The organism is Desulfuromonadaceae bacterium (assembly GCA_019429445.1).
Lineage (GTDB): Bacteria > Desulfobacterota > Desulfuromonadia > Desulfuromonadales > JAHYIW01 > JAHYIW01.
The window spans coordinates 1-12,811 of the sequence record JAHYIW010000043.1; the positions used below are offsets into that span (position 1 = coordinate 1).

9 protein-coding genes, 1 tRNA gene and 1 riboswitch are annotated in these 12,811 nt (G+C 57.1%); of the genes, 4 read left to right on the forward strand and 6 right to left on the reverse strand.

Going from position 1 to position 12,811, the window contains the following annotated elements:
- Both K0A93_12915 and K0A93_12920 read left to right on the forward strand, forming a co-directional pair.
- Window positions 1-3,299: VCBS domain-containing protein (locus K0A93_12915; protein MBW6512991.1), on the forward strand; the 3,299-nt coding region annotated here is incomplete at its 5' end.
- On the forward strand, window positions 3,299-5,383 hold the full coding sequence (locus K0A93_12920; GenBank protein MBW6512992.1) for an ATP-binding cassette domain-containing protein: 2,085 nt from the start codon (window positions 3,299-3,301) through the stop codon (window positions 5,381-5,383). The genes K0A93_12915 and K0A93_12920, both read left to right, overlap by 1 nt.
- A gap of 184 nt (window positions 5,384-5,567) precedes the next feature.
- Here K0A93_12920 and K0A93_12925 read toward each other — a convergent pair whose 3' ends face one another.
- The 4 genes from K0A93_12925 to K0A93_12940 are packed head-to-tail and all read right to left on the reverse strand — an operon-like array spanning window position 5,568 to window position 9,535.
- On the reverse strand, window positions 5,568-6,893 hold the full coding sequence (locus tag K0A93_12925; GenBank protein ID MBW6512993.1) for a nickel-dependent hydrogenase large subunit: 1,326 nt from the start codon (window positions 6,891-6,893) through the stop codon (window positions 5,568-5,570).
- The gene (locus K0A93_12930; protein ID MBW6512994.1) at window positions 6,886-7,632 is read right to left on the reverse strand and encodes a hypothetical protein; all 747 of its coding nucleotides are present in this window, start codon (window positions 7,630-7,632) and stop codon (window positions 6,886-6,888) included. Before K0A93_12930 ends, K0A93_12925 begins: the two co-directional genes overlap by 8 nt.
- On the reverse strand, window positions 7,632-8,468 hold the full coding sequence (locus K0A93_12935) for an FAD/NAD(P)-binding protein (protein ID MBW6512995.1): 837 nt from the start codon (window positions 8,466-8,468) through the stop codon (window positions 7,632-7,634). The genes K0A93_12930 and K0A93_12935 overlap by 1 nt, the downstream gene beginning before the upstream one ends.
- Window positions 8,465-9,535, reverse strand: a complete 1,071-nt coding sequence (locus tag K0A93_12940) for a 4Fe-4S dicluster domain-containing protein (GenBank protein MBW6512996.1) — start codon at window positions 9,533-9,535, stop codon at window positions 8,465-8,467. Before K0A93_12940 ends, K0A93_12935 begins: the two co-directional genes overlap by 4 nt.
- A gap of 181 nt (window positions 9,536-9,716) precedes the next feature.
- Window positions 9,717-9,829, forward strand: a riboswitch (SAM riboswitch).
- 105 nt (window positions 9,830-9,934) lie between these two features.
- Between K0A93_12940 and K0A93_12945 the strand changes: the two genes are divergently transcribed.
- A complete protein-coding gene (locus tag K0A93_12945) occupies window positions 9,935-11,047 on the forward strand; it encodes a homoserine O-acetyltransferase (GenBank protein MBW6512997.1) in 1,113 nt (370 codons plus the stop codon).
- A gap of 57 nt (window positions 11,048-11,104) precedes the next feature.
- Here K0A93_12945 and K0A93_12950 read toward each other — a convergent pair whose 3' ends face one another.
- Both K0A93_12950 and mnmH read right to left on the reverse strand, forming a co-directional pair.
- Window positions 11,105-11,296, reverse strand: coding sequence for a hypothetical protein (locus tag K0A93_12950; protein MBW6512998.1), 192 nt, complete (start codon window positions 11,294-11,296; stop codon window positions 11,105-11,107).
- Window positions 11,293-12,354 (reverse strand): tRNA 2-selenouridine(34) synthase MnmH, encoded by a 1,062-nt coding sequence (gene mnmH, locus K0A93_12955; GenBank protein MBW6512999.1) that lies wholly within the window; start codon window positions 12,352-12,354, stop codon window positions 11,293-11,295. The genes K0A93_12950 and mnmH overlap by 4 nt, the downstream gene beginning before the upstream one ends.
- Before the next feature lie 168 nt (window positions 12,355-12,522).
- Between mnmH and K0A93_12960 the strand changes: the two genes are divergently transcribed.
- Window positions 12,523-12,599 (forward strand) — tRNA-Met (locus K0A93_12960).
- The last annotated feature ends 212 nt before the right edge of the window (window positions 12,600-12,811 follow it).

Here is a 12,811-nt window from a genome sequence, read left to right on the forward strand (position 1 = left end):
ACAGCGCCACCCAAACTTTAAAGGCCAACGAGACCGTCGACGAGAAATTCACCGTTACGATCAACGATGGCCATGGTGGTACGGTTGACCAGTTGGTCACCGTGACCGTGACCGGCGTCAACGATGCACCAACCAACATTGCCCTGTCGACCAACGCTGTGGACGAAAACACCCCAATTGGCACTGTCGTTGGCACTCTGACTGCTTCCGATGTTGATGCAGGGGACACCTTTACCTACACCTTGGTTGCCGGAAATGGCACAAACGATGCCGACAACGGCCTAGTATCCATTTTTGGAAACGAATTGCGGGTCAATGGCAGTATCGATTTCGAAACCAATCCGGATTTGGCCATTAATATTCAAGTGACCGATGCCGGAGGTTTGAGCCACACCGAAGCCCTGAATGTGACAGTCAACGATATCGACGAGATATCCCCGACAATCGACAGCATCACCTTAAGCGATTACGCATTGAAGGTCGGCGACACCCCAACGGTTACCTTGACCTTCTCTGAAAAGGTGAATAATGACTTCAGTGTAACAGCAAATAACGGCACCTTCGGCACCTTCAGCTCTTCTGATGGAGGCACGACCTGGACCGCTGTGTTCACACCAGACCCAGACATTGAAAGTGATACTAATGCAGTAGCAATCGCGGACGGCTACACCGACCTGGCTGGCAACCCGGGCTCCGGCGCAACCAGTGGCAACTACACCATCGACACCGCTGCGCCGGACGTCGCTATCTCCGCCATTGCCGACGACAGCGCCGGTGCTTCGGCTACTGATTTTATCACCAGTGACAACACCCTGATCATCAGCGGCAGCTATCAATCGGCTGACATCTATGGAAGCAATGTTCTGACGGTCACGTTTAACGGCATCACGTACACCCTCGGTACCGATGCACAACTGACCTCAACCGGCGGCAACTGGCAACTGGACCTTACCGGCGCAACTCTGGCCGACAACAGTTACACCGTGGTGGCCACGGCGACCGACACCGCCGGGAACAGCAACTCAGCGTCTCAGGTGGTTAAAATTGATACCGCGGCGCCGAATATCACCATCACCGGGATTACCGACGACAGTGCCGGTACTTCGAATGCCGACTTCATCACCAATGACAATACCCTGATTATCAACGGCAGTTTCGACTCTTCCGACACCGATGTTTTGACGGTCACACTGGATAGCACCCCCTACACGGTCGGTGACGGCTTCCTTTCCACTGCCGAGGATATCTGGACACTGAACGTTGAAAGTATTGCTTTGGGGGAGGGAGACCATTCCGTGGTTGCAACGAGCACTGATGCCGCCGGGAACATGAATTCCGTAGCCCAAACTATTATTATCGATACAATCAAGCCGGGAACACCCACTATTTCCGAGTCATTTGACGATGTCGACCCGGTTCAGGGCAACGTGGCAAACAATGGCTACACCAACGATACGACCTTAACTCTTTCCGGGACTGCCGAAAAAGACAGCAGGGTCACGATCTATGATGGCGCACTCCTTATCGCCGCGATATGGGATGACGGCACAGGTAACTGGAGCTACAACCTGGCGGCTCTGTCAGACGGCTCGACGCATAATTACAAAATCACCGCGACCGACGCCGCCGGCAACATCAGCGCTGACTCGGCCATCTACACTTTGCACATCGACACCAGCGTAGCGGCACCAACGATTGCGCTGACCACTGACGGCGGCGACAATACCACGGGTACATATACCGTGACCGGAGTTGAGACGGGTGCCCTGGTTGAGTACAGCGCGACAGGCGTCGACGATAGCTGGGTCTCTACCGCTCCGGCCTTTATCGAAAATAGTGACAACACCGTTTATGTGCGCCAGACCGACCTTGCCGGCAACTCCGCCAGCGCATCGCTCACCTTCACCTATGGTTCGACCCTCGAAAACACCATCAGCGGAGACGGGAATAATAACATCCTTGTCGGCGGTGTCGGCAACGACAGTCTTGATGGCGCAGGGGGGGACGATACCCTCTACGGCGACGGCGGCAATGACGTACTTATCGGCGGAGCTGGCACCAACACCCTCTACGGTGGCGACGGCGATGACACTTTGGTCGGTGGCGCCGGAAACAACACCATGCATGGCGGTTCTGGCAGCGATACCGCCAGTTATGCCAGCGTCGGTTCGGGAACGGCCATCACGGCCTCATTGGCAACGGGGTCGGGCGGTGACGGAACCTTCACCGATACTTATGACGGTATTGAAAACCTGACCGGCGGGGCGGGTAACGACCACCTGACCGGTGATGACAACCCCAACATCCTTGCCGGTGGTGACGGTGATGATGTTTTCTACGGCACTTTGGGCTCGGACACGATTTATGGCAACACGGACACCGTCCTCGGCACTGACATCGACACTGTTTCCTACGCCAGTTTTTCTTCAGCCATTAATGCCTCGCTGACGGACGGCACCGGTGGCGATGGCACCTTTACCGATAATTATCACAACATTGAAAACCTGGTCGGAGGCAGCGGTGCAGACATCCTGACCGGTGATGGCGTGGCTAACATCCTCACCGGTGGTGATGGCAATGACACCCTCAACGGGATGGCTGGCAATGACACCCTCTATGGTGGCGTCGGAGCTGACACCCTCGACGGCGGTGCGGGCGATGATCTCCTCATCGGCGGCCCCGGAGCTGACGCTCTTATCGGCGGGGAGGGCAGTGACACGGCCAGTTATGCCAACGCTGGCGCCAGGGTTTACGCTTCTCTCCTGGATCCGGATTTCAGAGCTGGCGAGGCGTTTGGCGATACTTACGACAGTATAGAAAACCTGCTCGGCTCTGCATTTGGGGATCGACTGGAAGGTGATCACAGCGACAACATTCTCACCGGCGGTGGCGGCCGGGACTTCCTTGACGGGTATGGCGGCAACGATATCTTCAATGTGTCATCGGATTCTGCTGATTTGCCCTACTCACTTAATGGTGGCGCAGGCACCGATACGGTGGCGCTACAAGATTTGGGCGGTACGTACGACTTGACCGCCTTGGCCAATGTTACAACCAGCATTGAAGCCCTGAATATCAATGATGGTGTTGGCACCGAGATTACCGTCACCAGTGCGGACATTCAGCGGATGGTGGGTAATGAGAATGCCTCTGAATTGACCATTCTGGCTGACAGCGGTGATAGGCTGGTGCTCGGCAGCGGCTCAATTGACCCCACTCCATTTGTTGCTGATTTAACCGCTGATTACACCATTACTGATGGAACTCAAACAGCTGTTATCCACTGGGTTGTGTCTTGATGGACGATGTCTCTAATCCAGTTCCCACAGGCGCCCCCAGCGGAACACTCGACAGCCAATCGGTGCAGACCGCCGTCACCGCGTTGTGCGCCTCTGATCGGGGTGCGGCGGAACGGCTGCAAAGGAGTTTCAAGCGTCTGGTCGCTGCCGATGACTGGTCTGCTGAAATTATACAACTGGAGCGCTTGACGCTTGCCGCGCGGCATATTGTAGGACCACTGCATGAGGTGCTGAATATCCCCGGTGATCTTATTCTGCTGCGCGCTGCTGAAGACGGTTTCAGACTGCTGCATCGCATGGAGCAGCGCTGGCACTACCTGTCTGCCAGCGGGATGCCGCTCGATATCGCCGTGACAACGGAAAACGAGGCACCGGTTGAAGCTGTCGTGATGACCTTGCCGCACAAGGGTGCCAGCAAGTCCGGCGGCTTCGCCTCGCTGGCGGCGTTGTGGCCGGAACTGCGCGCGGCGTGGGCGGAAGTTGGCATGGCGAGCCTCTACATTAACTCCGGTCAGCTGCTGCTGCCGCTCTTTGTGTTGCTGATCTACGACAAGATCGCCCTCAATGGTCTCTTTGAGACCCTCTGGGCGCTGGTCTTCGGCATGGGCCTTTATCTGGCCACCGATGCCGGGATGCGCCTGGTGCGGAGCTGGGCAACCGAACGGATCAGCGTTGATCTGACGCGGCGGAGCGATGAGCGTCTGTGGTCAAAAATGATCGCCCAGGTCGACTTGCCGCCGGGCGGTTTTCCTCGTTTTCTCTCCAACTATCGTGACCTGAGTCTGTCGCGTGACTTTGTCTCCTCCACTTATCTGTTGTCGATTGCCGATATCCCTTTTCTCTTTTTGTATCTGGGGGTGATCGGTTTTATCGCCTGGCCATTGATGGTGGCCGCGACAATTCTGCTGCTGCTCTTTTCAAGCATCGGTTTTGTGTTGCAGCGGCAGCAGACGCGACTGTCCAACGAAGCTGAACAGAGAAACACCCGCAAACTGTCGTTCATGGGGGAAGTTCTGGGGTCGCTGGATGTGGTGCGCACCACTCCCGGTGCGGGATCGTTTTTGCGCAGCTGGCGTGAACTGACCGATCAGACCACCAACTTTGACACTAAAAGACGTCTGGCCGCACACCGCATGGGGATGCTGTCGACGATTATGCAGACGGTGACGACGGTGGTGATCCTGACCGCCGGGGTCTATCTGATTCACTCCCAGTTGCTCAGTATCGGCAAGCTCATCGCCTGTAACCTGCTGGCAGGACGTGCCATGGCGCTGGTGGCATCCCTCTTCGCGGTAACCGGAAAGTGGCAGGATTTCATGCGTGCTGCGGCGAGAATGGAAACCAGCCTGGAAGAGGTCGAGGAACGCACCTGTACCCCCCGTCCGCAGATTGTGGGCAATATTGCCGTGATCGATATCGGCAAACACTATGAGGGGCGGCCAGCGGCACTTGAGGCAGTGTCGTTTTCCATCGTCCCCGGCGAGCGCATCGCCTTGCTGGGACGACCGGGGGCCGGGAAGTCCACCTTGCTGCGTTGTCTGGGCGGACTCAGTCGCCCGGATGCGGGGCAAATCCTGATTGACGGCCTGGATCTGGAAGATATTTCCCGCTTTGACCGGGTGAAATGGCTGGCCTATAAAGCACAAGATCCGGCGATTTTTGCCGGCACCCTGGAAGATAATCTGCGTATCGCCGGGGCCACCGAGCCGAACCGGTTCGCCGCGGCGATCTGGGCCTCGGGGCTGGAAAATGAATTCAAAAGCGGGAGAATGTCGCTGGGGATGGGACTGGAAGAGCGCGGCAACAACCTCTCCGGCGGCCAACGCCAGAAGGTGGCTCTGGCACGCGCCTTTGCCCAGCCGAGCCGGATTCTGCTGCTCGATGAACCGACTTTGGGGCTTGACCCCGAGAGCGAACGGCTGCTGGCGGAACGGTTGCCGAAACTGCTCGACACAAACGCGATACTGATCACCACCACCCACAGCCCGATCATGCTGCAGATGGTGCAGCGTGTCATTGCCCTCGACAGTGGGCGGGTGGTTGCCGACGGCCCTCGCGAAAAACTGGTTAAAATCTCCGCTTAGGGCCTGTAAGAAAATAAGGTGGCCAATATTGCGCTCAGATTTGGGTCAGATTTGGTTGCAGCGATTGAACAAAACCGCAGGCCTGGCAGGGCTAAGTCGAGGATTTTGTGATTGAGCTGCGACCGAAGATGGCCGGAAGATGAGAGGCAAGATGGTCATGTTATTTTCCTACAGGCCCTTAAGTTCAGCGCCCGACAAAATCGATCTTCAAAAAATGGGTTGAACACGAGATACAGGGATCGTAGGCGCGAACCAGCATTTCGAGCGCCAGGGTAATTTCGGCGTCACTGCGCGGGAGGATTTCGGGGACCAGCCGGTGCATGTCATCCTCAATGTTTTGCAGGTTCTGCCCGGTCGGAATCACACAGTTGGCGTGTTCGATCATCCCTTTGTCATCAATTGTGTAATCGTGAAAAAGGATGCCGCGCGGTACTTCGACCGCGCCAATCCCGCGACCGGCGCGCACCGGGATGCGCTGATTCTCGTTCCCCCCGCCGCTCACCACTTCGCCCTGATCGATCCCCTCAGCCAGCAACTGCTCAACGATCAGCAGTGCCGCTTCACTGCAATGGACACATTCAACCAGTTGCGCAACCGTGTTGAGATAAGGATTGCAGCAGGGGGCGCGCAGGCCAAGTTCAGCGGCAACCGCCTGGGCGGACGGGTGGAGTTTGGCGGCGTTGAGGTTGAACCGTGCCAGCGCGCCGACGGCGTAGGAGTTGCGACTGAGGCGAGCATGTTTGGCCGATGAATGTTGCACCAGGAATTCGTTGGTGATCGAACGATAATCTTCTTTTGCTTTACGCACCCCGTCACTGGAAGCGATCGCGCCAGACAACAGCGGATAGGCATCATCATCACTGCACAGGGCGACATACTCCGTTTCCCGGCAAAATTCGGGGAAAGAGAGCGTCCGAATCAGCTCGACGGTCGGCAGCAGATCGTCACGCAGCTGCACCAGCTGGTCGCGCATCGTTACCAGCTGGGTTGTGGTCGGCAGCTTTGTAAATCCGCCGATCACACAGCTGATCGGATGGACGTGGCGACCGACGAGCAGATCGCAAACGGTGTTGCACGCCTGTTTCATGCGTAGCGCACGGCGGACTGCCGCGGGGTGCTCCTTCATCATCCCGATGAAGCTCTGTACTCCGAGCAGATCAGGGGCAACCAGCAGATAGATATGCAGTATGTGGCTGTCGAGCAGCTCCATGTGCAGCAGCAATCTGCGCAACAGCAACGTCTGAACGCTCGGACTGAAACCGAGGGCATGCTCGGCCGCCTGGATTGAGGCGAGGCTGTGACCGCAAGCGCAGATACCGCAAATCCGTGACGTGATGTGCTGGGCCTCGAAAATCGAACGCCCGCGCAGAATCGCCTCAAAGAAGCGGGGCGCTTCGACAATTTGCAGCTCGGCCTGCTCCACGACCCCGTCGCGGACATTGACAACGATGTGCCCGTGCCCCTCGACCCGGGTCAGAAATTCGACCTTGACCGCAACATTCCTACGCATCGTCCGGCTCCATTGCCGCGTTGTACATCGTCATCCGCTTGACAATCTGCTCGGCATCGAGTCCGTAGTGATGCAGCACCGCTGCGGCCCCCGACCGGTTCGGGTTGCTGACCAGCCCCCGGCACCCGTAGCAGGTGTTGCCGTTATTGATGCACCAGGCATGGCACCCGGCGCGAGTGATTGGCCCCAGACAGGTGATTCCCTTGTCATACAGACACACGTTCTCGTTGAGTTTGCACTCAACACAAACGGCATAATCAGGGACCGGTGAGGGGAGTCCCGCCAGCGCTGCCTTAACCACCTTGATGAATTCGTCGGGATGGATTGGACAGCCGGGAATCATGTAATCAACCGTGACCAGCTGATGCAAGGCGCGGGTGCTGGTGGTCGGGAACCATGCACCCTGTTCAGCGTAGACCTCGGCCTGTGCCGCAACGAGCGAATTGCAGTTTTTCATGCCATTGACACCACCGTTCGTCGCACAGCTGCCGTAGGCGATTAACGCGTCGCTACGCGCGCGGATTTCTTTCAGCCGCCGCTCCGCCTCGCTATTACTCACGCTCCCCTCAACAAACGCCAGATGATAACGTGCTGCCGAGCGTTCCGACAGTACTTCGCGAAACTCGACCAGCTCAATCACTCCGAGTAACTCAAACAGGACCGCGCCGATGTTGGTCACTTGCAGCTGACACCCTTCGCAGCTGGAGAGATCAAAAAATGCCACTTTCGGTCGTGCCATCAGATCGCCCCCTTAAGCCTGTTTACCTGGTCAAAACGGAACACCGGGCCATCCTGGCAACAGTAGATGTTGTCGATCTGGCAGTGCCCACATTTGCCAAGGCCGCACTTCATGTGGCGTTCAAGCGACAGGTAGATTTGTGCTTCAGGGATCTTTTTTTTCAGCAGCTCCTCGACCACAAAGCGATACATCACCGGGGGGCCACAGGCGATGGCAAAGGTTTTCAAAGGGTCGAGGTTGACGCCCGGAATCAGTGCGGTGATCAGCCCCACATTCCCTTCCCAGGCGGGAGCGGCGCGGTCGATGGAACAACCGAAGTTGAGATCAATGCGCTGGTCCCAGCAGGCCAGTTCGCCATTGAACAACATACTTTCCGGATCACGGCAGCCGAGGAGGATGTCGACCTTGCCGAAGTCGCGACGGTTGTCGATAATGTAATTGATCAACGAACGCAGCGGTGCAATCCCCAGCCCCCCGGCGATCAGCAGGACATCGTTTCCTTGCAGCGGAATCACCGGAAAACCGACCCCGAAGGGGCCGCGAATGCCAATCTCATCACCGGTTTTGAGTCGATGCAGCGCTGCGGTGAAGCGCCCGGTGCGGCGCACGCAGAGTTCAAAACTGTCGAGCCGGGTTGGAGACGAACAGATCGAGATCGGTGCTTCGCCAACGCCAAAGAGCGACACCTCGACAAATTGCCCTGGATCGTGGTCGAAGGCTTCATCCTCCGGCAGGACGATGCGGAAGAGTTTCTCCAGCGCGGTCAGCGGGGTGATTTCGTCAATCCGCGCGCGTTTGACCTGGTAGTCGGAATGACTGACGGCAACGGTTTTCATCGTCCCCGCTCCTCAATCAATGCCTTGAGCGTTTCCTGCACATCAATTGCCGCCATGCAGGCACGGCTGCACCGTCCGCAACCGGTGCAAAAAAGTCGCCGGTAACGCGCCATCGGGTAGTTGAACTTGCGGTTAAAACGATGCCGCTGGCGCGCCGCGCGTTCGGCGCGGAAGCTTTCCCCGCCGGCGACCTTGGCGAACGTTTCATGCTGGCAGGAATCCCAGGTGCGGACACGTTGCCCCTTACGCAGATCAAGTTGCGGTTCGTCAACAATGTCAAAGCAGTAACAGGTCGGACACACGTTGGTACAGTTGCCACACGACAGGCATTTTTCGCCGACCTGTTGCCAGATGGCACTGTCAACAGTTTCTTCGAGGAGATAGGGCAGATCCTCATAGCGCATCGGCAGCGTGCTTTTGAAACGTTCTTTTTTGTTGCGACGCAGCGTTGCCAGGGCGTCTTGCGCTGCTGCGGTGACCGGTTCGAATAATTGTGCAGCGGCGACCAGCTGTTCCCCTTTGTGGGTAGCGATATCGACGAAGTAGTCAGCGCCCAGATCGCTCAGAAACAGGTCGTAGCCACCTTTTGGCAGGTGAGTATGCAACAGGGCGCAATTCGCGTGATGATCACAGCAGTCATTGCACTCCAGACCAATCAGGGTGAGCTGGTTCTTGCGCAGCAGGTAGTGTAAATCGCGCGGTCGGTCGGAAAAAATCATATTCAGACACTGGATACCGGCAAGGTCGCAGGTATGGACACCAAACAGCACCAGCTCTTCGACCTCGGCCAGCGCCTGCATCTGTTGGCCAGCGGCGATATCGTAGTGCAGCAGCATTTCATGGGGGGGGAGAAAATATTTTTTCGGGGGCAGGATGGTCGGAAGATAATCAAGACGCAGTTCTGCCGGGGAATTAATCTCGGCAAACCTGAACTGGTCGTTACCCAGCGCAACCGGACCGACTACTTTTTGTCGTCCAAGCAGAAGCGTAATCAGTTCGGCAAGATTCGATTTTCTGAGCAGGGCCTGAGGCACAAAATTCTCTTTTCCCGGACGCACATCAATCATCCACATGACCAGAAAAGACTATCGAACTCCAATGACAAGTCAATGTCTGGAAAGCATATTGACCGCGATCATCCATACTGTCGACGCGAGTTTAACATCCTCCTGCCGCTGATCCTGAATTGATTTGACAAGTTACCGCAATTCCGTTAGCTTTTCCGAACAACTGAATTAATGACGTTCGTCTTTATCCAGAGCGGTGGAGGGTCAGGCCCTATGAAACCGCAGCAACCGATCCGCCCGCGCGGGTGCCAGGTGCTAAATCCGACCCCCAGGTCAGCGGGGGACAGATGAGGACGGAGCCTCGGGAAAAATATCGTTATATCCTTCGGCCCCTGCTCATCTGATCTGAGCAGGGGCTTTTTGCGTTTAGTGGATAAATCGCGGGACAAAGGGTTGGCTGTGGAAAATTCTGTCGGCATCGTCACCACTGAATATGCGCATTTTGATGCTGAACTACGGCTGGAGAGCGGTCGGGTGCTCGGTCCGTTAACCCTTGCCTACGAAACCTACGGCACGCTCAACGCGGCCCGTTCAAACGCGATTCTGGTCGCTCATGCCTGGACCGGCGACGCACACGCGGCCGGCTACCATAGCACCCAAGATCGCAAACCGGGGTGGTGGGATGCCATGATCGGACCGGGGAAAGTACTCGATACCGGTCGCTACTATGTGATCTGCTCCAACGTTATCGGTTCGTGCTTTGGCTCGACCGGCCCGACCAGTAAGAACCCGCGTACCGGCAAGCCGTACCGGCTTAACTTTCCGGTGCTCATGGTGCGCGACATGGTGCGCGCCCAACAGTTGCTTGTCGATCGACTCGGCATTGACCAGCTGTACTGCGTCATTGGGGGGAGCATGGGAGCGATGCAGGCGCTGGAATGGGGGATCCATTTTCCGGAGCGTACCCGGTCGATCATCCCGATTGCCGGAACGGTGTCGAACTCGCCGATGGCGATTGCGCTTAACGCCATGGCCCGGCAGGCGATCTTTAACGATCCGCTGTGGAAGAAGGGGAACTATCGACCCGAGCATCCCCCCGCCGATGGTTTGGCGCTGGCCCGTGCCATCGGACACATTTCGTTCCTCTCCGACACATCGATGCAGCTCAAGTTCGGGCGGCGTTTTTCGGTGCGAGACGGTCTGTTCGATTTTTTCGGTCAGTATGAGGTGGAGCGTTATCTGGAATATAACGGGCGCAACTTTGTCGATCGATTTGACACCAACAGCTTTCTCTATCTTGCCAAAGCGCTCGATCTGTACGATGCCGGCTGGAACTTCGATCATCTGGAAGATGCTCTGAAGCAGGTGATCTGCCCGTCGCTGTGGTTCGCCTTTAGCTCCGACTGGCTTTATCCGCCATACCTGACCGAAGAGGCAGTGACGATTCTTCAGCGGCTGGGACGGCCAACCACCTATCATCTGATTGCGTCCGACTACGGTCACGATTCATTTCTGGTCGAAGCGGAGAAGTTTACCCACTACATTGTCGATTTTCTGGCGGGGCTTGAGTAAGCCGGGAGATCACAGGACGAGACAGCGGGGTCGGGGCTGGGTGCTTTGACCCCGTTTTTATTTGTGTGAAGTGTCCTTGTCCGTGCTGTCGCCGAACAGCTCAAGCTGTTCAAATTTATGCTGCTCAACCTTGAACGGCAACGGCAGGTAACGCGGGCAAGCCAGCAGCAGGACGGAGGCCGGTTGCTTGCAGTTGCGCAGGCATTTCGTGCAGAGGCGGTTCATGGCAGCGGGGTGCGCAGGAGTCATGGCACGGGTCGCTTCGGGGTGGTGAGTAGCTCGGCAATGGCGGTCTTTAATTCGACCAGCGCACCCTCTTCGTCATCAAAGTTGATTTCAATCCGGTCCGCTGGCAGGGTGTGGCGATACAGCGGATCGTAATAGCGAACCATCAGCTCCTTGACCAGCTCGCGCCAGGCTCCCTGTTCGAGAAGCTCGAGCAGAAAGTCAACCCCCTCACCACCGAGCCGCTCGCGCAGCGCGTTGAGCTGGCGTACGAACCCCTCACGAAAGCGATCGGGGTCGGGATAGTCATCGAGAATGATGTCGGCACGACGTTCGAGAGAAGCCGTGACCCAGAGGCTGGGTTCCGGCTGAAGGGCCTGATAAAGCCGCGCCGGCAGCGCCAAGCGACCGATATGACGACTTTCGCCTTCAGCAAGAATATAGTCATCCAGGCCAATCTTGCGCAACACATCCCAGACCAGTGCTTCAAACATTTTCTGCCCCGGTTGCGGCGGCAGGCCAAGATTACCGAAGGTGCTGCCACGATGGTTGGCCAGTGCTTCGAGGTCGATCACCGGGTAGTTTTCTTCCTCCAACCGTTGCAGGATGCGCGTCTTGCCAACCCCGGTCAGACCGCGCAGCACCAGCATCCGCCCCCATCTGCCGCGATCAAAAAAATCGAGCACCAGGCGACGAAAGGCCTTGTGCCCCCCCAGCAACTGCCGCGCCGGAATCCCGGCCAGATCGAGAAAGCTGGTCAGCGCCTTGCTGCGCATGCCGCCGCGCCAGCAAAAAACAATCACCGGCCCGGTATGCCCCGCCCACGCCGTGCGCACCACTTCGAGCAGTCGGGGAATCTTCGGGGCGACCAGCTCAACTGCGCGCCTGCGGGCTTCGTCCTTGCCCACTTGTTTGTAAAGGGTGCCGATTTCGGCTCGTTCGTCGTCAGCGAAGATTGGCACATTGAGCGCACCGGGGATTGTCGCCTCGGCAAACTCCGCCGGGCTGCGGGCATCGACCAGCAGGGCGCCTTTGTCGCGTTGCAGCAAAGCTTGTGCGAGGGTGATCGTCAGTTCGTTCATGGGACTCCAGGCAATATCGGCTGCAGAAAATGGGCACATTTGGATACTGCGGCGCCAGTGTAACGGAAAGCGTCAAACGGAACAAGGTGCGAAAAATAGTCGGGATGAGAAAATCCGGAAAAGAAGGTTGACATCGTCGGGCGCTTGGCGTAGTGTGCGGGTCCTTGTCGCGGGGTAGAGCAGTCTGGTAGCTCGTCGGGCTCATAACCCGGAGGTCGCAGGTTCAAATCCTGCCCCCGCAACCAAAACAATTCAAAGGGCTCACCGATTGGTGTGCCCTTTTTTAATTCCCCTGTACACCATTTTGGACACCAAGGCTCTATGCTCTGGCCGCATATTTCTCGACTGCAAAATTTTTCCGCCCCGCCGGTGAAAATCAGCGACGACTGAGAAATTTAACCGGTGACCAGCTTATTTGTCCTCTCTTACTTCCTCCAACGCCTCCATCAACAAGCTC

Excerpts from the sequence above, each read along its gene's own strand:
- K0A93_12920 (MBW6512992.1), top strand. The coding sequence starts at position 3,299 with ATGGACGATGTCTCTAATCCAGTTCCCACAGGCGCCCCCAGCGGAACA.
- K0A93_12925 (MBW6512993.1), bottom strand. The coding sequence starts at position 6,893 with ATGCGTAGGAATGTTGCGGTCAAGGTCGAATTTCTGACCCGGGTCGAG.
- K0A93_12930 (MBW6512994.1), bottom strand. The coding sequence starts at position 7,632 with ATGGCACGACCGAAAGTGGCATTTTTTGATCTCTCCAGCTGCGAAGGG.
- K0A93_12935 (MBW6512995.1), bottom strand. The coding sequence starts at position 8,468 with ATGAAAACCGTTGCCGTCAGTCATTCCGACTACCAGGTCAAACGCGCG.
- K0A93_12940 (MBW6512996.1), bottom strand. The coding sequence starts at position 9,535 with ATGATTGATGTGCGTCCGGGAAAAGAGAATTTTGTGCCTCAGGCCCTG.
- K0A93_12950 (MBW6512998.1), bottom strand. The coding sequence starts at position 11,296 with ATGACTCCTGCGCACCCCGCTGCCATGAACCGCCTCTGCACGAAATGC.
- mnmH (MBW6512999.1), bottom strand. The coding sequence starts at position 12,354 with ATGAACGAACTGACGATCACCCTCGCACAAGCTTTGCTGCAACGCGAC.